At 73.1% G+C, this 22,362-nt stretch carries 19 protein-coding genes and 1 riboswitch; of the genes, 5 read left to right on the forward strand and 14 right to left on the reverse strand.

The features are described 5' to 3' along the window. Window positions 1–108 precede the first annotated feature (108 nt). Entirely contained in the window at window positions 109–1,287 is a 1,179-nt protein-coding gene (locus ACW69E_RS12960; protein WP_457498353.1) for an acyl-CoA dehydrogenase, read from the reverse strand. A 215-nt stretch (window positions 1,288–1,502) separates the two neighbouring features. Between ACW69E_RS12960 and ACW69E_RS12965 the strand changes: the two genes are divergently transcribed. Next, window positions 1,503–2,843: a UDP-glucose dehydrogenase family protein gene (locus tag ACW69E_RS12965; protein WP_457498354.1), complete on the forward strand. Its 1,341-nt coding sequence runs from the start codon at window positions 1,503–1,505 to the stop codon at window positions 2,841–2,843. Window positions 2,844–3,160: 317 nt separating this feature from the next. Beyond that, window positions 3,161–3,541 carry a VOC family protein gene (locus tag ACW69E_RS12970; RefSeq protein ID WP_457498355.1) on the forward strand — a complete coding sequence of 127 codons (381 nt, stop codon included), beginning with the start codon at window positions 3,161–3,163 and terminating at the stop codon, window positions 3,539–3,541. Between the two features lie 196 nt (window positions 3,542–3,737). On the opposite strand, the gene ACW69E_RS12975 is transcribed toward ACW69E_RS12970, so the two are convergent. The 4 genes from ACW69E_RS12975 to ACW69E_RS12990 form a co-directional block, all read right to left on the reverse strand. Then, window positions 3,738–5,045, reverse strand: coding sequence for a transglycosylase family protein (locus tag ACW69E_RS12975; protein ID WP_457498356.1), 1,308 nt, complete (start codon window positions 5,043–5,045; stop codon window positions 3,738–3,740). A gap of 4 nt (window positions 5,046–5,049) precedes the next feature. Beyond that, a riboswitch (cyclic di-AMP (ydaO/yuaA leader) is annotated at window positions 5,050–5,268 on the reverse strand. Between the two features lie 284 nt (window positions 5,269–5,552). Beyond that, the gene (locus ACW69E_RS12980; protein ID WP_457498357.1) at window positions 5,553–6,749 is read right to left on the reverse strand and encodes a dipeptidase; all 1,197 of its coding nucleotides are present in this window, start codon (window positions 6,747–6,749) and stop codon (window positions 5,553–5,555) included. A 1-nt stretch (window position 6,750) separates the two neighbouring features. Then, entirely contained in the window at window positions 6,751–7,302 is a 552-nt protein-coding gene (gene purE, locus ACW69E_RS12985; RefSeq protein WP_457498358.1) for a 5-(carboxyamino)imidazole ribonucleotide mutase, read from the reverse strand. Then, window positions 7,299–8,465 carry a 5-(carboxyamino)imidazole ribonucleotide synthase gene (locus ACW69E_RS12990; RefSeq protein WP_457498359.1) on the reverse strand — a complete coding sequence of 389 codons (1,167 nt, stop codon included), beginning with the start codon at window positions 8,463–8,465 and terminating at the stop codon, window positions 7,299–7,301. Before ACW69E_RS12990 ends, purE begins: the two co-directional genes overlap by 4 nt. 132 nt (window positions 8,466–8,597) lie before the next feature. Here ACW69E_RS12990 and ACW69E_RS12995 point away from each other — a divergent pair, with 132 nt between their 5' ends. Continuing rightward, window positions 8,598–9,140, forward strand: a complete 543-nt coding sequence (locus ACW69E_RS12995; protein ID WP_457498360.1) for a GtrA family protein — start codon at window positions 8,598–8,600, stop codon at window positions 9,138–9,140. Here ACW69E_RS12995 and ACW69E_RS13000 read toward each other — a convergent pair. Both ACW69E_RS13000 and ACW69E_RS13005 read right to left on the reverse strand, forming a co-directional pair. Next, window positions 9,066–10,406 (reverse strand): ATP-binding protein, encoded by a 1,341-nt coding sequence (locus tag ACW69E_RS13000; protein ID WP_457498361.1) that lies wholly within the window; start codon window positions 10,404–10,406, stop codon window positions 9,066–9,068. The genes ACW69E_RS12995 and ACW69E_RS13000 overlap by 75 nt on opposite strands. A 138-nt stretch (window positions 10,407–10,544) precedes the next feature. After that, window positions 10,545–11,222 carry a response regulator transcription factor gene (locus ACW69E_RS13005; protein ID WP_457498362.1) on the reverse strand — a complete coding sequence of 226 codons (678 nt, stop codon included), beginning with the start codon at window positions 11,220–11,222 and terminating at the stop codon, window positions 10,545–10,547. A 420-nt stretch (window positions 11,223–11,642) separates the two neighbouring features. On the opposite strand from ACW69E_RS13005, the gene ACW69E_RS13010 reads away from it, so the two are divergent. Continuing rightward, complete coding sequence (locus ACW69E_RS13010) at window positions 11,643–13,142, forward strand: peptide MFS transporter (protein ID WP_457498363.1); 1,500 nt, start codon at window positions 11,643–11,645, stop codon at window positions 13,140–13,142. Between the two features lie 80 nt (window positions 13,143–13,222). Here the strand turns inward: ACW69E_RS13010 and ACW69E_RS13015 are convergent, their stop codons facing one another. The 3 genes from ACW69E_RS13015 to ACW69E_RS13025 all read right to left on the reverse strand — a co-directional run bounded on the left by ACW69E_RS13015 (window position 13,223) and on the right by ACW69E_RS13025 (window position 15,288). Beyond that, window positions 13,223–14,011 carry a hypothetical protein gene (locus ACW69E_RS13015; RefSeq protein ID WP_457498364.1) on the reverse strand — a complete coding sequence of 263 codons (789 nt, stop codon included), beginning with the start codon at window positions 14,009–14,011 and terminating at the stop codon, window positions 13,223–13,225. A gap of 135 nt (window positions 14,012–14,146) precedes the next feature. Continuing rightward, window positions 14,147–14,662, reverse strand: coding sequence for an ATP-binding protein (locus ACW69E_RS13020; RefSeq protein WP_457498365.1), 516 nt, complete (start codon window positions 14,660–14,662; stop codon window positions 14,147–14,149). Window positions 14,663–14,904: 242 nt separating this feature from the next. Beyond that, window positions 14,905–15,288, reverse strand: coding sequence for an STAS domain-containing protein (locus ACW69E_RS13025; protein ID WP_457498366.1), 384 nt, complete (start codon window positions 15,286–15,288; stop codon window positions 14,905–14,907). 256 nt (window positions 15,289–15,544) lie between these two features. Between ACW69E_RS13025 and ACW69E_RS13030 the strand changes: the two genes are divergently transcribed. Continuing rightward, on the forward strand, window positions 15,545–16,459 hold the full coding sequence (locus ACW69E_RS13030; RefSeq protein WP_457498367.1) for an RNA polymerase sigma factor SigF: 915 nt from the start codon (window positions 15,545–15,547) through the stop codon (window positions 16,457–16,459). A 212-nt stretch (window positions 16,460–16,671) separates the two neighbouring features. Here ACW69E_RS13030 and hutI read toward each other — a convergent pair whose 3' ends face one another. From hutI to hutU, 4 genes are read right to left on the reverse strand one after another with little or no spacing between them, the layout of a single operon-like run. Further along, window positions 16,672–17,886 (reverse strand): imidazolonepropionase, encoded by a 1,215-nt coding sequence (gene hutI, locus ACW69E_RS13035; RefSeq protein WP_457498368.1) that lies wholly within the window; start codon window positions 17,884–17,886, stop codon window positions 16,672–16,674. Next, window positions 17,886–19,298 (reverse strand): formimidoylglutamate deiminase, encoded by a 1,413-nt coding sequence (locus tag ACW69E_RS13040; RefSeq protein WP_457498369.1) that lies wholly within the window; start codon window positions 19,296–19,298, stop codon window positions 17,886–17,888. Before ACW69E_RS13040 ends, hutI begins: the two co-directional genes overlap by 1 nt. Continuing rightward, window positions 19,289–20,518 carry an allantoate amidohydrolase gene (locus ACW69E_RS13045; RefSeq protein WP_457498465.1) on the reverse strand — a complete coding sequence of 410 codons (1,230 nt, stop codon included), beginning with the start codon at window positions 20,516–20,518 and terminating at the stop codon, window positions 19,289–19,291. The genes ACW69E_RS13040 and ACW69E_RS13045 overlap by 10 nt, the downstream gene beginning before the upstream one ends. Before the next feature lie 23 nt (window positions 20,519–20,541). Then, on the reverse strand, window positions 20,542–22,293 hold the full coding sequence (hutU, locus tag ACW69E_RS13050) for a urocanate hydratase (RefSeq protein ID WP_457498370.1): 1,752 nt from the start codon (window positions 22,291–22,293) through the stop codon (window positions 20,542–20,544). Window positions 22,294–22,362: the final 69 nt, after the last annotated feature.

The following is a 22,362-nucleotide window of genomic DNA, read 5'->3' on the forward strand; positions in this document are numbered from 1 at the left end:
CGCCCGCGCGGGGAAGACGCCACCATGGCCATGTGAACGTGTGTGCCCCGGACCGTCCGGTCCGGGGCACACACGCGTTCCCGGGCGCGCCGCCCAGGGCAGGGCGCCTTACGGCAGGTTGCGGGCCATGACGATCCGCTGGACCTGGTTGGTGCCCTCGTAGATCTGGGTGATCTTGGCGTCGCGCATCATGCGCTCGACCGGGTAGTCGCGGGTGTAGCCGTAGCCGCCCAGCAGCTGGACGGCGTCCGTGGTGATCTCCATGGCGGCGTCGGAGGCGTAGCACTTGGCGGCCGCGCCGTAGAAGGTCAGGTCCTCGGCCTTGCCGTCGGCGCCGAGACTGACGCGCTCGGAGCGGGCGGCGGCGGCGTAGGTGAGCTGGCGGGCGGCCTCCAGCTTCATCGCCATGTCGGCGAGCATGAACTGCACGCCCTGGAAGTCGCCGATCGGCTTGCCGAACTGCTTGCGCTCGGCGACGTAGCCCTTGGCGTAGTCCAGCGCGCCCTGGGCGATGCCGAGGGCCTGGGCCGCGATGGTGATGCGGGTGTGGTCCAGGGTCTTCATCGCGGTGGCGAAGCCGGTGCCCTCCTCGCCGATCATGCGGTCGGCGGGGATGCGGACGTTGTCGAAGTAGACCTCGCGGGTCGGGGAGCCCTTGATGCCGAGCTTCTTCTCCGGGGCGCCGAAGGAGACGCCCTCGTCGCCCTTCTCCACCACGAAGGCCGAGATGCCCTTGGAGCGCTTGGCGGGGTCGGTGACGGCCATCACGGTGTAGTACTCGCTGACGCCGGCGTTGGTGATCCAGCGCTTGACGCCGTTGAGAACCCAGAAGTCGCCGTCGCGCACGGCGCGGGTCTTCATGCCCGCGGCGTCCGAGCCGGCCTCCGGCTCGGAGAGGCAGTAGGAGAACATCGCGTCGCCCTTGGCCAGCGGGGCGAGGTACTTGCTCTTGAGCTCCTCGGAGCCGGACAGGATCACCGGGAGGGAGCCGAGCTTGTTGACGGCCGGGATCAGGGAGGACGAGGCGCAGACGCGGGCGACCTCCTCGATCACGATGACGGTCGCGAGCGCGTCGGCGCCCGCGCCGCCGTAGGACTCGGGTACGTGGACGGCGTGCAGGTCGTTGGCGACCAGCGAGTCCAGGGCCTCCTGCGGGAAGCGGCCCTGCTCGTCCACCTCGGCCGCGAAGGGCGCGATCTTCGCCTCGGCGAGCGAGCGCACCGATTCCCGGAGCATGTCGTGCTCCTCCGACGGACGGTAGAGGTCGAAGTCGGTCGATCCCGCCACGGTGTCTCACTCCCTGGGTGCGCTGCTGCTAACTACCGTTAAGTAACACAATTCTAGTGGCCCACCGTCGCCGCGGATACATGAGTTTGCCGACACCGCCCCGCACCGGCCCCCCGCGCACCGGGCCGCTCCGGCTCCCGCACTCCCCCCGCCCGCCCCGGTGGCGGCCGGATATGCTCGCGGGCAGCATTTCGCCCGTACACCAGGAGCAGTCCATGGCCCTCAGGATCACCGTGATCGGCACCGGCTACCTCGGCGCGACGCACGCCGCCGCCATGGCCGAGCTGGGCTTCGAGGTGCTGGGTCTGGACGTGGTGCCGGAGAAGATCGAGACCCTCTCCTCCGGGCGGGTGCCGTTCTACGAGCCCGGGCTGGAGGAGCTGCTGCGCCGCCATGTCGCCGGGGTGGAGGGCTCGACCGGGCGGCTGCGCTTCACCACCTCCTGGGAGGAGGTGGGCGCGTTCGGGGACGTCCACTTCGTCTGTGTGAACACCCCCCAGAAGCAGGGCGAGTACGCGTGCGACATGTCCTATGTGGACGGCGCGGTGGACTCCCTGGCCCCGCATCTGACGCGGCCCGCCCTGGTGGTGGGCAAGTCCACGGTGCCGGTGGGCAGCGCGGACCGGCTGGCACGGCGGCTGGCCGAGCTGGCCCCGGCCGGCGACGCGGCGGAGCTGGCGTGGAACCCGGAGTTCCTGCGCGAGGGCTTCGCCGTGGAGGACACCCTGCGCCCGGACCGCATCGTGGTGGGGGTGCGCTCGGCGCGCGCGGAGGAACTGCTGCGCGAGGTGTACGCCAGGCCGGTGGCCGAGGGCTCGCCGTTCGTCGTCGCCGACTTCCCGACGGCGGAACTGGTGAAGACCGCCGCGAACTCCTTCCTGGCGACCAAGATCTCGTTCATCAACGCCATGGCCGAGGTCTGCGAGGCGGCCGGCGGCGACGTGGTGAAGCTGGCGGAGGCCATCGGGTACGACGACCGGATCGGGGGTAAGTTCCTGCGCGCCGGGATCGGCTTCGGCGGCGGCTGCCTGCCCAAGGACATCCGCGCGTTCATGGCGCGGGCGGGCGAGCTGGGCGCGGACCAGGCGCTGACGTTCCTGCGCGAGGTGGACTCGATCAACATGCGCCGCCGCTCCCACATGGTGGAGCTGGCCCGCGAGACGGTGGGCGGCGCGTTCCTGGGGCAGCGCGTGGCGGTGCTGGGCGCGACCTTCAAGCCGGACTCCGACGACGTGCGGGACTCGCCGGCGCTGAACGTCGCCGGCCAGATCCATCTGCAGGGCGGGCAGGTGACGGTCTACGACCCCAAGGGGATGGAGAACGCCCGGCGGGTCTTCCCCACCCTCGGCTACGCCGGCAGCGCGCCGGAAGCGGTGCGCGGGGCGGACGTGGTGCTGCATCTGACGGAGTGGCGCGAGTTCCGGGAGCTCGACCCGGAGGCGCTGGGGCAGTCCGTGGCGCACAAGCGCATCCTGGACGGCCGCAACACCCTCGATCCGGCCCTGTGGCGCAAGGCGGGCTGGTCCTTCCGCGCGCTGGGCCGACCGACGGCGTAGGGCCGCTCCCCGCCCGCGGGCTTACGCCGGCGGGCCTGCCGGGCCCTCGCGGGGCGGCTCGGCCGCGGAACGACGCCGCGCGCGGTACGTCCGCGTCTTCGCCCGGCCGCCGCGGCGGGCCTTGGTGCGCCGGCGCACCAAGGCCCGCCGGGCTCCTGTCGTAGTACGCCCGCCCAGCGGCGGTCGTGCGCCTCGCGCGCCTCCAGGCGTGGCCGGTTCCGTCGGCCACCGCGGTGCGCGTTCCCGGATCAGGTCGTCAACAGGCGGCAGGCCGGGTAGCAGAGGCAGTGATCCACGACACAGGAGGGAAGGGCACCATGGCCATCACCACGCTGCGGGACGTTCTCGTACTGGACTGCCCCGAGCCGGGGAAGCTCGCCGACTTCTACGCACGGCTGCTGGGCGGGAAGACCGAGGGCGAGGGCAGGTGGGTGGAGGTGACGTTCGACTCGGGCGCGTTGGAGGGCCGGAGGCTCGCCTTCCAGGAGGCGCGCGGCCATGTGCCGCCGCAGTGGCCGAGCGCCGAGCGGTCGCAGCAGTTCCACCTCGATTTCTACGTGCCTCGCGAGGAGTTGGACGCGGCCGAGCGGGAGGCGCTGGAACTGGGGGCCGAACTCCTCCAGGGTGACGGGGGCGAGCGCGACTTCCGCGTCTACCGCGACCCGGCCGGGCACCCCTTCTGCCTCTGCGTCGAGTGAGCCGGCCGCCCGTGGGAGCGTGCGGGGGCGGGGCGCGCCGGTGAACCGGGCGCGCGGGCGGAGGCGGGAAAAGAAGAGGCGGGCGGGGCGGGGGTGTGTGAACACCCCTGCCCCGCCCGCCTTCCGACCGGCTCCGGGCCCGGGTCCGGTCAGGAGGCCGGACCCGGGTGGACCGGGTCGGTGAGGGTCAGGACCCTCAGATGCTGACGCCGTTGGCGCGCAGGTAGGCCAGCGGGTTGATGTCCGAGCCGTAACCGGGGGCGGTACGGATCTCGAAGTGCAGGTGCGGGCCGGTGCTGTTGCCGGTGGAACCGACGGCGCCGATCTGCTGGCCGGTGCTGACCGACTGGCCGGCGCTGACCGACAGCGAGGACAGGTGGCCGTACTGGCTGTACCGGCCGTCCTCGTGGCGGATGACCACCTGGTTGCCGTAGGCACCGCCCCAGCCGGCGGAGACCACGGTGCCGTTGGTGACGGCCTTCACCGGGGTGCCGGAGGCGGCGGCGAAGTCCTCACCGGTGTGGCCGTTGGACCAGCGGGCGCCCGCGGCCTTGTAGGAGCCGGACGGGGCGGCGTTCACCGGGGCGGTGTAGCCGGTGACCGCACCGCGGTCGCTGCGGTCGGCACGCTCGGCCGACTGCTGCACGGCCTCGGCCTTCTCAGTCTTCTCGGGCTTCGGAGCGGCCTTCTCGGGCTTCGGAGCCGGCTTGGCCTCGGGCTTGGCCGCGGCCTTCTGCTGGGCGGCGGCGCCGCCCAGGGTGAGCTCCTGGCCCGGGAAGATCAGGTTCGGGTTGTCGCCGATGACCTGGCGGTTGTCCTCGTAGACGCGCTCCCAGCCGCCCTGGACGCCCTGGGCGTCGGCGATCTTGAAGAGGGTGTCGCCGCCGACGACCTCGTAGGAGGTGCCCTCGCCGGTGCCGTGGTCGTGGCTGTGGCCGTGGGCGCGCTCACCGCGGTCCGCGCGCTGCGGCGCGGCCTCGCTCTTCTCCTGCTTCGGCTCGGCCTCGGGCTTGCTCTCGGGCTTGGCCTCAGGCTTGGCCTCGGCCTTCGGAGCGGCGGCCGGGGCCTGCTCCTTCTGCTCGGTCGGGTTGCTCCGGCCGTCGGGGGAGACGGCCGGGGCGGGACCGCCCTTGGTCAGGCCGGCCTTGACCGAGCACACGGGCCAGGCGCCCGGGCCCTGCCCCGCCAGCACCTTCTCGGCGACGGCGATCTGCTGGTCCTTGGTGGCGAGGTCGGCACGCGGCGCGTACTCGGTGCCGCCGAAGGCGGCCCAGGTGCTCTGGGTGAACTGCAGGCCGCCGTAGAAGCCGTTGCCGGTGTTGATGGACCAGTTGCCCGTGCTCTCGCACTGGGCGACCTTGTCCCAGGTGTCGACGGAGGCGGCGCTGGCCCCGCCGGCGGTCACCAGGGGAAGGGCCATGCCGGCGCCGCCCACGGAGATGGCCAGCGACAGACGGGTGAGGCGGCTGTTGCGCATACGACGGTGACGTCCGCGTGCGGACATAGGTGTGCTCCTTCTCCTACGCCTGCGAGGTGAGCTGTCGGGTTCGGGCTGGAGTTGCCCGGCCATGTGCGCCGCGGTGCGTGCCGCGGCATGGCTTCACCCCAAGCCGTCCCGTACGGGCCTCGCGGCCCGGGACGGCGACTTACCTTGGGTCCCCCGCTCCTGCCATCGGGTGGTGTGGATGGTCCAGCCCGCCGCCGTTGACAGGATTCGGCGTTCGACAGCGGGCCGCCGCACATTCGTACGGCACGGCCAGAACGGTAGACACATCGTTTCCGCCGATACAAGCCGATGAATCACAGGACGCCCGTTTCGAAGGCTTTGACGATCATCCGATCATCACCGTCCGCTGTGTTCACCTCTCGAAGAGTGGCGGGATCCATCCCTGACGCGGCGTCACTTTCCTCCACTGCCAGGACGGATAACGCGAAAGGCCCTCCTCCGGCACGCAGAGCGACGCACCGGGGAGGGCCGGCTCGTGAGTTGAATCACGAAGGGGCCGGGGAGCTACCCGTCGAGCTGTCCGATGGTGGCGATGGACGGGCCGCGCCTGGTCCGCTCGTGACGGGCGACCGCCTCCGCGTCGCGCAGCACGCGCACCGCGTTCTTCCAGGTGAGCTTGGCGAGGTCGGCCTCGGACCAGCGGCGGTCCAGCAACTCGGCCACCAGATGCGGGTATCCGGACACATCGCTCAGATCGGACGGGGTGAAGGCCGTGCCGTCGAAGTCGCCGCCGATGCCGATGTGGTCGATGCCCGCGACCTCGCGCATGTGGTCCAGGTGGTCGGCGACCGTCGCCGCCGTGGCGACCGGGCGCGGGTTGGCCTCCTCGTAGGCGCGCTGGACCGCCAGGCCCCTCTCGGTTCCGTCCAGGGGGTGGAGGCCGTGGGCGCGCATGTTCTCGTCGGCGGCCTCGGTCCAGGCGACGGCGGCGGGCAGCACGAACTTCGGCACGAATGTGGCCATCGCCACACCGCCGTTGACCGGAAGCCGCTCCAGCACGTCGTCGGGGATGTTGCGCGGGTGGTCGCACACCGCGCGGGCCGAGGAGTGCGAGAAGACCACCGGCGCCGTCGTCACGCGCAGGGCGTCGCGCATGGTGGCGGGCGCCACATGGGAGAGGTCGACCAGCATCCCCAGCCGGTTCATCTCCCGCACGACCTCCTCGCCGAAGCGGGTCAGGCCGTCGTGGCGGGGTGCGTCGGTGGCCGAGTCCGCCCAGTCGATGGTGTCGTTGTGGGTGAGCGTCATGTAGCGCACGCCCAGCCGGTACAGGGCGCGCAGTGTGGCCAGGGAGTTGTTGATGGAGTGGCCGCCCTCGGCGCCCATCAGGGAGGCGATGCGGCCCTCGGCGCGGGCCGCCTCCATGTCGTCGGCGGTGAGGGCGAGCCTGAGGTCGGCCGGGTGGCGGTCGGCCAGCCGCCGCACCACGTCGATCTGCTCCAGGCAGGCGCTGACGGCGGCGTCGCCCGTCAGGTCGGTGCGCACGTAGACCGACCAGAACTGCGCGCCCACCCCGCCCGCGCGCAGCCGCGGGATGTCGGTGTGCAGATGGGCCGACTGGTCGCCGGCGATGTCGCGCCGGTCGAGGTCGTAGGCCACCTGCTCGCGCAGCGCCCAGGGCAGGTCGTTGTGGCCGTCGGCGACGGGGTGGGCCTCCAGCAGCGCCCTGGCCCGGGCCAGCAGCTCGGCGGAGTGACCCATCTCACCTGCCCCCGAAGCCGAACCCGGCGCCACCCGCGGCGACCTTGCTCCGCAGCCGCCGGCCCTTCTCCCGCGCCTGGTCCTTCAGCTCCGCCTGGAACCGCTCCATGCGCTCGCGCAGCTCCCCGTCGTGGGCCGCCAGGAGGCGGACCGCCAGCAGGCCCGCGTTGCGCGCGCCGCCGACCGAGACCGTGGCGACCGGGACCCCGGCGGGCATCTGGACGATGGACAGCAGGGAGTCCATGCCGTCCAGGTGCCGCAGCGGCACGGGGACGCCGATCACCGGCAGCGGGGTGACGGAGGCGAGCATGCCCGGAAGGTGGGCCGCTCCCCCGGCGCCCGCGATGACCGCCTTCAGCCCGCGTCCGGCCGCCTCGTCGCCGTAGGCGATCATCTCGTGCGGCATGCGGTGGGCGGAGACGACGTCGACCTCGTAGGGGACCTCGAACTCGTCCAGGGCCTCGGCCGCGGCCTCCATGACGGGCCAGTCCGAGTCGGATCCCATGACGATCCCCACGAGGGGGGCGGGGGCGGGGCTGGGGGCGTTGCTCATTCGGTGATGGTCCCTCGCAGATAGGCGGCGGCGTGGGCGGCGCGCTCGCGTACGTCCGCCAGGTCGTCGCCGTAGGTGTTGACGTGGCCGACCTTGCGGCCGGGCTTCACGTCCTTGCCGTACATGTGGATCTTCAGCCGCGGGTCGCGGGCCATGCAGTGCGGGTAGCCCTGGTACATGTCGGGGTAGTCACCGCCGAGCACGTTGGCCATCACCGTCCACGGCGCGCGGGGGCGCGGGTCGCCCAGCGGCAGGTCGAGCACGGCCCGCAGGTGGTTGGCGAACTGGGAGGTGACCGCGCCGTCCTGGGTCCAGTGGCCGCTGTTGTGGGGGCGCATGGCCAGTTCGTTGACCAGGACGCGGCCGTCGCGGGTCTCGAACAGCTCCACCGCCAGGTGCCCGATCACGCCCAGCTCCCGCGCGATCGTCAGCGCCATCTCCTGGGCGTGGGCGGACAGCTCCGGCGACAGGCCGGGGGCCGGGGCGATCACCGTGTCGCACACGCCGTCCACCTGGATCGACTCCACCACCGGGTAGGCCACGGCCTGGCCGTGCGGGGAGCGCACCACGTTGGCCGCCAGCTCGCGGGCGTAGTCCACCCTCTCCTCGGCCAGCACCGGCACGCCCGCCCGGAACGGCTCGGCGGCCTCGGCCTCGGAGGACACCACCCACACGCCCTTGCCGTCGTAGCCGCCGCGGACGGTCTTGAGGACGACCGGCCAGCCCTCCTCCCGCCCGGCCCCTTCCCCCGGGGCTCCCTCACGCGCGAACCGCGCGACGTCGGCCGGGTCCGCGACGATCCGGTGCCGGGGGCAGGGGATGCCGATCTCGCTCAGCCGCGCCCGCATCACGCCCTTGTCCTGCGCGTGCACCAGCGCGTCGGGCCCGGGGCGCACCGGGATGCCCTCCGCCTCCAGGGCGCGCAGATGCCCGGTGGGCACATGCTCGTGGTCGAACGTGATCACGTCGCAGCCGCGGGCGAATTCGCGCAGGGTGTCCAGATCGCGGTAGTCGCCGACGACCACGTCGCGGACCACCTGGGCCGCGGAGTCCTGCGGGGTGTCACTGAGCAGCTTGAACCTGATGCCGAGGGGGATGCCCGCCTCGTGCGTCATCCGCGCGAGCTGCCCACCGCCGACCATGCCGATCACAGGAAATGTCACGTCCGTAGCCTATCGGCCGGACAGCGGGTACCCGGCGCGGTACGGGGCCGTGACTAGCATGGCGGACCGGGACGCGACGGCGGGTCCCGCGGGGCCGCGCGAGAGCCGAGAGAACGGGGCGAGTGGATCACTATGGGTGAACGGCGCGCACTGCGCTCCAGGCTGCTGCGGCTACGGCGCGAGCTGGCGAAGTTCGGCACGGTGGGGGCCTTCGGCTTCCTCGTCAACGTGGCCGTCTTCAACCTCTGCATCCACGGCCTGGGCCTGGCACCGGTGCGCTCGGGGGTGATAGCGACCGCGGTCGCCATCGGGACCAACTACCTGGGCAACCGCTACTGGACCTACCGGCACACCGACAAGAGCCGGATGCACCGCGAGGCCGGCCTGTTCACGCTGTTCAGCGGCATCGGCCTGGTGATCGAGAACGGCGCGCTGGCCGTCTCGCACTACGGGCTGGACCTGACCTCGCCGCTGGCCGACAACATCGCCAAGAACGTCGTCGGGCTCGGCGTCGCCACGGTCTTCCGCTTCTGGGCGTACCGCACCTGGGTCTTCCGCGGGGAGCGGCGGATCCCCGGCGGCCGCGAGGGGCGCACCGCGTCAATCCCCCGCCGGCGGCTCGTCGGCCTCACGGCTGAGGAAGAGCGCGAAGACCGGCGGGTGCTGCTGAAGTAGCTCCAGGCGCCCTCCGTCGGCCTCCGCCAGGTCGCGGGCGACGGCCAGCCCCAGACCCGTGGAGTTGCGCCCGCTGACCGTGCGCTCGAACACCCTCGCCCCCAGCTCCGGGTCGACCCCCGGCCCCTCGTCCGTCACCTCGACCACCACCTGGTTCCCGGCGATCCGGGTACGCAGGGCCACCGCTCCGCCACCGTGCATCAGGGCGTTCTCGATGAGCGTGGCCAGCACCTGGGCCACCGCCCCCGGGGTGCCCACCGCCCGCAGGCCCTGGCGGCCGGAGCGGACGACGGCCCGGCCCGCCTTGCGGTACGCCGGGCGCCACTCCTCGATCTGCTGCTTGACCACCTCGTCCAGGTCGAAGCCCACCGCGGAGCCCGAGCGGGGGTCGCGCGAGTTGGTCAGCAGCCGCTGCACCACGTCCGTCAGCCGCTCCACCTGGGCGAGGCCGACCAGCGCCTCCTCCCGGATGGTGGAGGCGGCCGCCCGGTCGGTGCCGGTGGTGCAGGCGGTGCTTCGGGTACCGGTGGCGCCCGTGGCGTCCGTGGTGCCGGCGGTCTCGATGGCGTCGGCCGCCGCGACGATCTCCTCCAGCCGCATGGACAGCGCGGTCAGGGGGGTGCGCAGCTGGTGGGAGGCGTCCGCGGCCAGCCGCCGCTCGGCGGTGAGCATCCGGGCGATCCGCTCGGCGCTGGCGTCCAGCACGTCCGCCACCCGGTCCAGCTCGGGCACGCCGTAGCGCCGGTGGCGGGGGCGGGGATCGCCGGAGCCGAGGCGCTCGGCGGTCTCGGCCAGATCGGTCAGGGGTGCCGCGACACGGCGGGCCTGCTGCACCGCCAGGAGCACCGCCGCTATCACCGCCAGCAGCGCCACCGCCAGGATGATCAGCAGGGTGCGGCCCACCTCCTCGCGGACCCGGTCGTCGTCCTGCCGGACGGTGACGGTGACACCGCCCGGCTCGGTGGCGCGTCCCTCGATGGCGCCCTCGCCCGGGCGCTCTCCCAGCTCGATGGGCGGCTGCCCGGGCAGCTCGATGCGGACGTGGCGGTCGTGGGGGACCTGGGAGCGCATGGAGGCCGCGGTCACGCTCTCCTCCGCGACCAGGCGGCTCTCGACGACCGAGACCAGCCGTGCGGCGTCGGAGCGGACGCTCTCACGGGCGCTCTCCTCGATGGTGCGGGTCTCGACGATCACCAGGGAGACCCCGAAGACCGCGATCACGACGAGGACCACGGCCAGCGTGGAGTTGATCAGACGTCTGCGCATGGCGGCGCCGGCCCTTCGTGGTGTCGCCGCGGTCCTTGCGGTGTCTCCGCGGTGCCTTCGGTCTCTTCGGTGTCTTCTGTCTCTGCGGTGTCTTCGGCGGGGTCCGTCCGGGCGGGCCCGTGCGGGACCCGGCCGCCCTCAGTCCTTCTCGAAGCGGAAGCCGACGCCGCGGACCGTGGCGATGTAGCGGGGGTTGGCCGCGTCGTCGCCGAGCTTCTTGCGCAGCCAGGAGATGTGCATGTCGAGGGTCTTCGTGGACGACCACCAGGTGGTGTCCCACACCTCGCGCATCAACTGGTCGCGGGTGACGACGCGGCCGGCGTCGCGCACCAGCACCCGCAGCAGGTCGAACTCCTTCGCCGTGAGCTGAAGCTCCTCGTCCCCCATCCACGCCCGGTGCGACTCGACGTCGATGCGCACCCCGTGGGTGGCCGCGGGCTGCACGGGCTCGACGGCGCCCCGCCGCAGCAGGGCCCGCACCCGGGCGAGCAGCTCGGCCAGCCGGAACGGCTTGGTGACGTAGTCGTCGGCGCCCGCGTCCAGGCCGACGACGGTGTCCACCTCGTCGGCGCGCGCGGTCAGCACCAGGACGGGGAAGGTGTGCCCCTCGTTGCGCAGCCGGCGGCAGACCTCCAGTCCGTCCATGCCGGGCAGGCCGAGGTCGAGCACGACCAGGTCGATGTCGCCGTGCCGGCCGGCGTCGAGTGCGCCGGGGCCGTCCTCGCGCACCTCGACCTCGTACCCTTCGCGGCGCAGGGCTCGGGCCAGCGGCTCCGAGATGGAGGCGTCATCCTCGGCGAGCAGTACTCGGGTCATGGCCTGATGGTAGACCTCGCCCCGGCGGGTCCGGGGAGTCGCCGGGAACCCGTGCGGCGCCCGTCCCGGTTCCCGGGAGGGCGTGTGACATGCGCCTCTCGCCGCCCGTCGCGGGCCGGTCGCGCGGGAGGCGGTGTCGTACTCTGGCCGAGGCGCCGTCCGGAATCCGGTGACCCTTGGCGCGGTGATGCGCCGGGGCCCGCCACCGAGGACCCCCCGTACACACCCCGTACGCGGAGGAGGCCGTCCCGGAAAGCCGGTCCGTCCGTGACCCGCGGGGTCCGGACGCGCGGCGGCGCCGCAGGAACTGCCGGCCGGTGACAGGCACGCGCGGACGGGGGCGCGGGGCCGGGCCGGCCACCCACCCGGGCGCGTGCGCACCACATCGCGCGCGTCCCGACCGAGCAAGGAACCACCACCATGGCGTCCAGCCTGACGAAGGACTCCGTCGGCAGCACCGACAAGACCTTCTTCGGCCACCCCCGCGGTCTGGCCACACTCTTCATGACGGAGATGTGGGAGCGCTTCTCCTGGTACGGAATGCGCGCCATCCTCGTCCTCTACCTGATCGCGGGTGTGCTCGAAGGCCCCCTCGCGGGCCGTGAGGCCCTCGCCGCGGCGATCTACGGCGTCTACAACGCCGTCGTCTACATGGCGGCCATGCCCGGCGGCTGGGTCGCCGACCGGCTGTGGGGCGCACGCAAGGCCGTCCTGGTCGGCGGCATCGTCATCGCGCTGGGCCACTACACACTGGCGATCCCGTCCGATGTGGCGTTCTTCGTCGGACTCGGCCTGATCGCGGTCGGCACCGGCCTGCTCAAGCCCAACATCTCCGCGATGGTCGGCGGCCTCTACGAGGGCCAGTCCAGTGCCCGCCGCGACGCCGGCTTCACGATCTTCTACATGTCGATCAACATCGGCGCCATGTTCGCGCCGCTGGTGGTCGGCTACCTCGGCGAGAACGTCGACTGGCACCTGGGCTTCGCCGTCGCCGGCGTCGGCATGACGCTGGCCGTGATCCAGTACGTCCTGGGCGGCCGCTACCTCGGCGACGTGGGCCGCCACCCCGGCACTCCGGCCACGCCGGAGGAGAAGCGCGCGGTGCTGCGCAAGGTGGCGCTGTGGACCGGTCTGGCCGCCGCGGCGCTGCTGGCGGACCTGGCGCTGGGCACGTACGACATCGAGCACATCGTCAACTTCCTGGCCGTCCTCGGCGTCGTCGTCCCCGTCCTGTACTTCGCCTCGATGTACCGGAACCCGGAGCTGACCGAGCAGGACCGCCCGCGAGTCAAGGCGTTCGTGTGGTTCTTCGTCACCGCCGTGCTGTTCTGGATGATCTACGACCAGTCCGGCTCACTGCTGACGATCTTCGCGAACAACGACACCGACCGCATGATCGGCGGCTGGGAGTTCCCGGCCTCGTGGTTCCAGTCGGTCAACCCGGTCATGATCATCGTCCTGGCGCCGCTCTTCGCGACCATGTGGGTGTGGCTGGCCAAGCGCGACCGCGAGCCCAGCGCCCCGATGAAGTTCGCCCTGGCGATGCTGCTCATCGGCGGCTCCTTCGGGCTGATGGGCCTGGCGGGCGCCGCCGCGGCGAACAGCGAGACCGGCAAGGTCACCGTCTTCTGGCTGCTGAGCGTCTACCTGCTGCAGACCCTCGGCGAGCTGTGCCTGTCCCCGGTGGGCCTGTCGCTGTCGACGAAGCTGGCCCCGAAGCAGTTCGTCGGCCAGATCATGGGCCTGTGGTTCCTGGCCACCGCCACCGGCAACGCCCTCAACGGCTGGGCGACCCAGCTCAACGAGCCGATGGGTGACGCGGCGTACTACACCATGTGGGGCGTGGTCGCCGTGGCCGCGGGCCTGGCCTTCATGACGGCCGGGAAGCGGATCCGGGCCCTGATGGGCGGCGTGTCGTAGCGCTCCCGGGCTCCTGGGGGTCCCGCGGGGCCTCCGTCGGCCCGCCCGCTGTGTGCGGTGCCTGGCCGTGCGTGCGCGGTTCAGGCCCCGGCGCCGCTCCTCTCGAACGCCTCCCACTGGGCCCGCACCAGATCGCCCGGCACCGGGCCCGGATCACCGGGGGAGAGCGCCTCCAGCCGGAAGGAGAGCGTGGTCGAGCCCGAGCGGATCACCGTCAGGTACTCGGTCAGGACCGGTCCCCCGTCCTTCACGTCCTCGATCCGCAGCCGGTAAGCCACGGCCTCGTCGCCCGCCCCGGGCGCCTCGACCGGCTCGACGGACCGGCAGGAGGCCTCGGCCAGTACCCGCTCCTCCGTGAAGCCTCCGGCGCACTCGGTGCCCGCCTTGCGCAGCGCCGAGAGCACCCTGGCCGCTCCACCCGGTCCGTAGGAGCGCAGCTGCACCGCCACGCCCCGGCCCGTCGGACCCCGGTCGGGGTCGAAGCCGAAGTCGTCGAGCTCCACCTCCCGGTGCACCTCGGCCACCGGATCGTCGTCGACGGCCCCCGCGGCCAGGCTCACCAGCGGCTGGCACTCGGCGCGGTCGGCGCGGTACTCCATGAGGTCCCAAAACGGCTCCTGTGTGACCGGGGAGACCGAGTAGGAGGCCACCGTGCCGCCCGCCTCGAGGGCCGCGGCCTCCAGCCGCTCGCGCCCGGCGGCCTTCCGCGCGGCGGACCCGCCCGTCTCCTCCCCCGCGGAGGAGGGGGAGGGTCTCGCCTCACCGGCTTCCCGGGAACCACCGCCGCAGGCCGTCACCGCCAGCGCGAGGGCCAGCGCCGCGGCCGGCAGGCCGGCCCGTCCGCGTACGGCGGCCGCCGTCCCCTCCATGTGCCCCACCCCTGGTCGTCCGTGCTCCGCGCCCCGGCCGGGCGTGCCCGGACACGAGTGCGCCGAGTCCCGAGCGGGACCCGGCGGTGGGGATCGTACTTCCGGCGGAGCGGGGCGGCGGAGCGGGCCGGGCTCTCAGTCCGCGTCCGGTCCGGCCAGTTCGGCCCAGACCGTCTTCCCGGCCGTGCCGTCCGGGTGGCGCACCACGCCCCAGTCCAGGCAGAGCCGCTGGACGATGAACATGCCGTGTCCACCGGGCCGCCCGGGGCGGTGCGGGGTACGGGGAGAGGGGAGGCCGGCACCGCGGTCGGCCACCTCGATCCTCAGGAGTTTGGGGCCACGGCCTATGCGCACCTCCTCGGGCCCGTCGGCGTGCAGGCAGGCGTTCGTCACCAGCTCGGAGACCACGAGCAGGGCGTCCTCGGCGGCAGCACGCTCCTCGGGGCCGGCCGCGGGCAGCCAACCCCAGTCGTGAAGCGCCTGACGGGTGAAGTCACGTGCCCGGGGGACCGCACCACTCGCCCCCATCAGCCGCAGCCTCCGTACCTGGCGCATCTCGCGCACCTGACCGACCGGTGCGGCTGCGGTCGCGGCTGTGCCCTCCGGCTCCGGGCCGCGGTCGCCCGCCGGTTGCGGCCGGGTGGTGCTCATCAGTGCTTCACCTCACCGGTTGACCAGTACATCGGTCTTCGCCTGGTCTGCGAACAACTGTTTCGGAGGGATTCCAGGAAGTCTCCTGCCCTGCGCGGGCAGGAGAACACCCGTCTGTCGGGACGGAATCGTGCTCGGACGTAACACTCTGGTCACGGGCCGGAACACCGGTGGTTCGCACGGGCCCCGCGTCCGTGCGGCCGGAGCCGCGCCGCCGGGACCACACCGTCAGGACCGCGCAGTCAGGGCTGCGCGGTCTCCTTCAGCGCGTCGGCCAGGCTCTCGTGCAGGGTGAAGACGCCGTCGGCACCTGTGATCTCGAACACCCTGGCGACGACCGGCCGCATTCCGGCCAGGTGGATCCCGCCCCCGGCCGCATCGGCCTTGAGCCTGGCGCCCAGAAGGACGTTGAGCCCGGTGGAGTCGCAGAACTCCAGCTTCGAGCAGTCCACGACGAGCAGCCTGTCCCCGTCCTCCAGCGAGCGCTCCAGCGGTTCTCGCAGCAGATCGGCGGTGTGGTGGTCGAGCTCACCGTCAGGCGTCACCACCAGGCTCGCGCCGTGGCGCTGTACGTCGACCGTCAGTCGACCCCGGTGGCTGGTGCTGCCGGGTACCCCGCGGTCCATGTACACCCCTTCAACATTCCCAGTAACCGATCACTGCCGTCCGGAGATGGACGTTCGAACCCTACGCCCTTACAGCCGCAACCGGTAGCCGCGCAACCAGCACATCGGTGCATATTCGGGCATCCAGCACTTGCCATCCTCCCTCGGGAGCAGGTAGGCGTAGGAGGGACCACTAAAACACGTCGGCTCGGAGGCGCCGCACCCCGTACTGCAGGAACGGCTTCGGCAGCCATATGCCGAACACGATGGAGGCACCATGTCACCCCGGCTCGACGGATCGCCCGTCACCTCGTCGGCCCTCCGGCCCGAAGGGCCCGGAAGCGGGTTCCCGGAGGTCGGCCCGGAGCAGACGGAGAACCTGTCCGACCTGCTCGGTCTGCCCGAGGTCCCGCCGTACGACGAGGTGGGGCCGCTGGACGCGCGAGCCCTGTCCAAGACCCTCTTCGAGCGTCTGGAGACGCTGCGGGAGGGCACGCACGAGTACTCGTACGTCCGCAACACCCTGGTCGAGCTGAACCTCGCGCTGGTGAAGTTCGCCGCCGCCCGGTTCCGTTCCCGCAGCGAGCCCATGGAGGACATCGTCCAGGTCGGCACCATCGGCCTGATCAAGGCGATCGACCGGTTCGAGATCGGCCGCGGGGTCGAGTTCCCGACCTTCGCGATGCCGACGATCGTGGGCGAGATCAAGCGCTTCTTCCGCGACACCTCCTGGTCGGTGCGCGTCCCCAGGCGCCTCCAGGAACTCCGCCTGGACCTGGCCAAGGCCGGGGACGAGCTGGCCCAGCAGCTCGACCGCTCCCCGACCGTCGGCGAACTGGCCGACCGCCTGGGCCTGAGCCGGGAGGAGGTGGTCGAGGGCATGGCCGCGAGCAACGCGTACACCGCCAGCTCCCTCGACGCCCAGCCCGACGAGGACGAGACCGAGGGCGCGCTCGCCGACCGCATCGGCTACGAGGACCACGGCCTGGAGGGGATCGAGTACGTGGAGTCCCTCAAGCCGCTGATCGCCGAGCTCTCGCCGCGTGACCGCAGAATCCTCTCCCTCCGCTTCGTGGCGAACATGACCCAGTCCGAGATCGGCGAGGAGCTGGGCATCTCCCAGATGCACGTCTCCCGGCTGCTCTCGCGGACGCTGGGCAAGCTCCGCAAGGGGCTGCTGGTCGAGGAGTGACCCGCAGCCGCCCGACCGGACGAGTGCCCCGTTCCATCACTCCTATGGCCTACGGAAATCACTCTTCCGGTTTTTTGACCCGCCCTTGACCTTCGAGGAGTCTTCGAGGGACCTCTTCGGGCCCGTACGGGGATCACACCCCGTACGGGCCCGTCGGCATGACGGCGGCCCCGGCTCGAGGGGGGGGTCGTACGGCGGTGCGGGCCGCCCGCTCACAGCACGCGCGTACCGCGCTGCCAGACCGCCGCGGTCAGCGGCACGCCGGGCCGGTAGGCCAGGTGGACGTGCGAGGGCGCGTCCAGGAGCACCAGATCGGCACGGGCGCCGGGGGTGATCCGGCCGATGTCGATACGGCGCAGGGCCGCGGCGCCGCCCGCGGTGGCGGACCAGAGCGCCTCGTCGGGCGTCATGCCCATCTCGCGGACCGCGACCGCGACGCAGAAGGGCATGGAGCTGGTGTACGACGAGCCCGGGTTGCAGTCGGTGGACAGCGCGACGGTGACGCCCGCGTCCAGCAGGCGGCGGGCGTCGGGGTAGGGCGAGCGGGTGGAGAACTCGCAGCCGGGCAGCAGCGTGGCGACGGTGCGGCTGTTCGCCAGCGCGTCCACGTCGGCGTCGGTGAGGTGGGTGCAGTGGTCGGCGGAGGCCGCGTCCAGCTCCACGGCGAGCCGCACGCCGGGGCCGGGCCCGAGCTGGCCCGCGTGGACGCGCGGTACCAGGCCGTGGGCGATTCCGGCGGTGAGGACGGCGCGGGCCTGGTCTCCGTCGAAGGCGCCCCGCTCGCAGAAGACGTCCACCCAGCGGGCCCAGCGGGCGCAGGCGGCCAGCATCGGGCCGGTGACGAGGTCCACGTAGCCGTCCGGGTCGTCGGCGTACTCCGGGGGCACCACATGGGCGCCGAGGTAGGTGACCTCGTCCACGTGGTCGTCGGCGATGCGCAGGGCGCGGGCCTCGTCCCTCGCGGTGAGGCCGTAGCCGGACTTGGTCTCCAGGGTGGTGGTGCCCTGCCGCAGCGCCTCGCGCACGTGGCGGGCAAGGTTCGCGGCGAGCTGCTCGTCGGTGGCCTTCCGGGTGGCCTCGACGGTGGTGCGGATCCCGCCGGCGGAGTAGGGACGGCCGGACATGCGCGCGCCGAACTCCTCGGTGCGGTCGCCGCCGAAGACCAGATGGGAGTGGGAGTCGACGAAGCCGGGGATCATCGCCCGGCCGCCCGCGTCGACGCGACTGTCGGTGTCGGGTGCTTCACTTTCCGTACCGACCCAGGCGATGCGGTCGCCCTCGATGACGACGGCCGCGTCCCGGATCAGGCCCAGGGGGGTGTCCTGGGCGGCCTCGGAGGAGTGGTGGTCGTTGGTGACCAGGGTGGCGATGTTGGTGACGAGGGTGGTGCCGGCCGGGGTGTCGGCGGGGGTGCTCGGGGTGCTCATCAGCGGGCTGCTCCTTGCTGGATGGCTTCCGTCAGGGCCGCGGGGACGTCCGGCACGCTCCGGTGTACCCCCTCGCGCACCACATGGCGACCGCCGACGACCGTGTGGCGCACATCGGCCGCGGTGGCGGCGAACACGGCCGTCTCCGCCCCCAGCCGGGGCGGCGGCCCGGCGGTGCGCACGGTGTCCAGGGCGACGGTGGCGAAGTCGGCGAGCCGGCCGGCCTCCAGCCGTCCCGCCTCCGGCCAGCCGATCGCCGCCTGGCCGAACTCCGTCGCGGAGCGCAGCAGTTGCGACGCCGTCCAGTGGCCGCGGGCACGGGTGCGCAGGCGCTCGTCCAGTTCCATGGCGCGGGCCTCCTCCAGCAGGTCGATCACGGCGTGGCTGTCGCTGCCCAGGCACAGCGGCGAGCCCGCCCGCATCAGCGCGGCGGCCGGGCCGATGCCGTCGGCGAGATCCCGTTCGGTGGTGGGGCACATGCACACACCTGTGCCGGATTCGCCCAGGAGGGCGATGTCGGCGTCGGTGAGGTGGGTGGCGTGGACGGCGGTGGTACGGGGGCCGAGCACGCCGTGGTCGGCCAGCAGCCGGGTGGGGGTGCGGCCGTGGACGGCCAGGCAGGCGTCGTTCTCGGCGGGCTGCTCCGAGAGGTGGACGTGCAGGGGCGCCTCCCGCTCCCGGGCCCAGTCGGCGACGGCGGCCAGTTCGGCGGCGGGCACGGCGCGCACCGAGTGGATCGCGGCGCCCACGCGGGCGTGGGCGCCCTGCGGGCGCAGGGCGGCGGCCCGCTCGGCCCAGGCGGCGGCGCTGCCGTCGCCGAAGCGGAGCTGGTGGCGGTCCAGGGCGCCGCCGCGGTGGGCGGACAGGAGGCCGGAGGCCAGGTAGCAGGTGTCGAGGAGGGTGATGCGGACGCCGGCCTCGGCGGCCGCGGCCATCAGGGCGTGCCCCATGGCGTTGGGGTCCTCGTAGGGGGTGCCGCCGGGGGCGTGGTGCAGATAGTGGAACTCGCCGACGGCCGTGATGCCGGCCAGTGCCATCTCGGCGTAGACGGCGCGGGCCAGGGCGAAGTAGCTCTCGGGGGTGAGGCGGTCGGCGACTGAGTACATCACCTGCCGCCATGTCCAGAACGTGCCCGAGCCGATCTGCGCGATGCCGCGCAGGGCGCGGTGGAAGGCGTGGGAGTGCGCGTTGGCCAGGCCGGGGACGGTCAGGCCGCGCAGCGGCTCGGCGCCGGGCGGCGGGGCGGGCACCCCGGTGCGTACGGCGGTGATCCGGCCGCCGGCCGTCTCGATCACCGTGCCGGGTTCGACGGTGCCGCCGATCCAGGCGTGCTCGGCCCAGTACACGGCCTCGGGGCGCGGTGTGCCGGGGGCCGGGGAGCCGGGGGCCGGGGAGTCGGGGGTCAGGGGCACGCCAGGTCCTCCAGCACATCGGCCAGCGCCCGCACCCCGGCGACGCAGTCGTCCTCCTCGGCCGACTCGGCGGGCGAGTGCGAGACGCCGGTGGGGTTGCGCACGAAGAGCATGGCGGTGGGGATCTCGGCGGAGAGGATGCCCGCGTCGTGCCCCGCGCCGGTGGGCAGCACGGGTGCGCCGCCGAGCCGGGCCGCGATGCGGTCGCGCAGCCCGTGGGCGAACTCCACCACGGGCGTGGCGGACTCCCGGGTGACGTCCACCCGCACACCGTCGCGCGCGCCGCGCTCGGCGGCCGAGCGCTCGATCTCGGCGACGACGGCGGCCAGGGTCCCCTCGTCGGGGGCGCGGGAGTCGAGCCAGCCGCGCACCAGGGAGGCGATGGCGTTGACGCCGTTCGGTTCGACGGCGACCTTGCCGAAGGTGGCCAGCGCCCCGGCCAGCCGGGCCTTCTTCCGGGCGGCCAGGACGGTGTTGGCGTAGGTGAGCATCGGGTCGCGGCGGTCCTCCAGGCGGGTGGTCCCGGCGTGGTTGGCCTCACCGTGGAAGTCGAACCGCCAGCGGCCGTGCGGCCAGATCGCGGAGGCGACGCCCACCGCGCTCCCGCCGGCGGGAGCGCCGGCGGACGCGTCCCGCACGGCGAGGTCGCGGCCCTGCTCGATGTGGAGCTCGACGAACGCGCCGATGCGGGCGAGCCGTTCGGGGTCGGGCCCGATCGCGTCGGGGTCGTGCCCGGCGCGTTCCATGGCGCGCGGCAGCGAGACCCCGTCGTCGTCGCGCAGCTCCCGGGCCTGCTCGGCGGTGAGCTGCCCGGCGGCCAGCCGGGAGCCGACGCAGGCGAGACCGAAGCGGGCGCCCTCCTCGTCGGCGAAGTTGACCACGGCCAGCGGCCGGGCCGGGCGCACTCCCCTGCCGTGCAGCTCGTCGAGGGCGGCGAAGGCCGACACCACGCCCAGCGGCCCGTCGAAGGCGCCGCCGTCGGGCACGGAGTCCAGGTGCGAGCCGGTCACCACGGCGTCCCCGGCGTCCCCGGCGTCCCCGCCGGAGCCGTCCAGCCAGGCCCACTGGTTGCCGTTGCGGTCCGTCTCGTACGCCAGCCCGCGCGCCTCGGCCTGCTCGCGGAACCACGCCCGGCACTCGGCGTCCGCCCCGGTCCAGGCGTGGCGCCGGTAGCCGCCGGTGGCCGCCGACCGTCCGACGGGCAGCAGTTCCCGCCACATCTCGTGGAAGGAGGCTCCCGGCCTCACGAGGCGCTCCCGGATCCGCCGTCGTCCGCGGCACCCCCCGTGCCGCCGCCACCGCCCGTGCCGCCGTCGTCCGTGCCGTCCTCGCGCATCGGGACGCGCACCCCGCGCTCGGCGGCGACCTCCTCGGCGCGCTCGTACCCGGCGTCCACATGGCGGATGACGCCCGTGCCCGGGTCGTTGGTGAGCACCCGCCGGATCTTCTCCCCGGCCAGCGGCGTGCCGTCGGCGACGGTGACCTGTCCGGCGTGGATCGAGCGGCCCATCCCGACGCCGCCGCCGTGGTGGACCGAGACCCAGGAGGCCCCGGAGGCCACGTTGACCATGGCGTTGAGCAGCGGCCAGTCGGCGATGGCGTCGGAGCCGTCGAGCATGGCCTCGGTCTCGCGGTACGGCGAGGCCACCGAGCCGCAGTCCAGGTGGTCGCGGCCGATGGCCAGCGGGGCGGAGATCTCCCCGGAGGCCACCATGTCGTTGAAGCGCTCCCCGGCCCGGTCGCGCTCCCCGTAGCCGAGCCAGCAGATGCGGGCGGGCAGGCCCTGGAAGTGCACCCGCTCCCCGGCCATCCGGATCCAGCGGGCCAGGGACTCGTTCTCGGGGAAGAGGTCGAGCACGGCGCGGTCGGTGGCCGCGATGTCCTTCGGGTCGCCCGAGAGTGCGGCCCAGCGGAAGGGGCCCTTACCCTCGCAGAACAGCGGCCGGATGTAGGCGGGCACGAAGCCGGGGAAGGCGAACGCCCGCTCGTATCCGGCCAGTTGCGCCTCGCCGCGGATGGAGTTGCCGTAGTCGAAGACCTCGGCGCCGGCGTCCTGGAAGCCGACCATCGCCTCCACGTGGCGGGCCATCGACTCCCGCGCCCGCGCGGTGAAGTCGGCGGGTTTCTCGGCCGCGTAGGAGGCCATGTCCGCGAAGTCGACGCCCAGCGGCAGGTAGGCCAGCGGGTCGTGGGCGGATGTCTGGTCTGTGACGATGTCGACCGGCGCGCCCATGGCCAGCAGGCGCGGCACGGCTTCGGCGGCGTTGCCCAGCACGCCGATCGACAGCGGGCGCCGGGCGTCGCGGGCCTCGCCGGCCAGGCGCAGGGCGTGGTCGAGGGAGTCGGCGCGCACGTCGAGGTAGCGGTGTTCGATGCGGCGCTCGATGGCGCGCGGGTCGCAGTCGACGCAGATGACCACGCCGCCGTTCATGGTGACCGCCAGCGGCTGGGCGCCGCCCATGCCGCCGAGCCCGGCGGTGAGGGTGATCGTCCCGGCCAGCGAGCCGCCGAAGCGCTTGGCGGCGACGGCGGCGAAGGTCTCGTAGGTGCCCTGGAGGATGCCCTGGGTGCCGATGTAGATCCACGAGCCGGCCGTCATCTGGCCGTACATGGTGAGCCCGAGCGCCTCCAGACGGCGGAACTCCTCCCAGTTGGCCCAGTCGCCCACCAGGTTGGAGTTGGCGATCAGCACGCGCGGCGCCCACTCGTGGGTGGTCAGCACGCCGACCGGGCGGCCGGACTGGACGAGCATCGTCTCGTCCGGCCCCAGGGTGGTGAGGGTGCGGGCCATGGCGTCGAAGGAGCGCCAGTCGCGGGCAGCCTTGCCGGTGCCGCCGTAGACGACGAGCTTCTCGGGGTGCTCGGCGACCTCGGGGTCGAGGTTGTTCCGCAGCATCCGCAGGGCGGCCTCCTGCTGCCAGCCCCGGGCGGTCAGCCCGGGGCCGCGCGGGGCCCGTACGGTTCGCGGCCCTGAGGGCCCTGAGAGGTCTGCCATGGTCCCCTGCCTCCGGATCTGAATTGGTTACTACATCAACTCTATTCACTGAATAGAACTAGTCAACGG

This window comes from Streptomyces sp. SS8 (assembly GCF_054072955.1).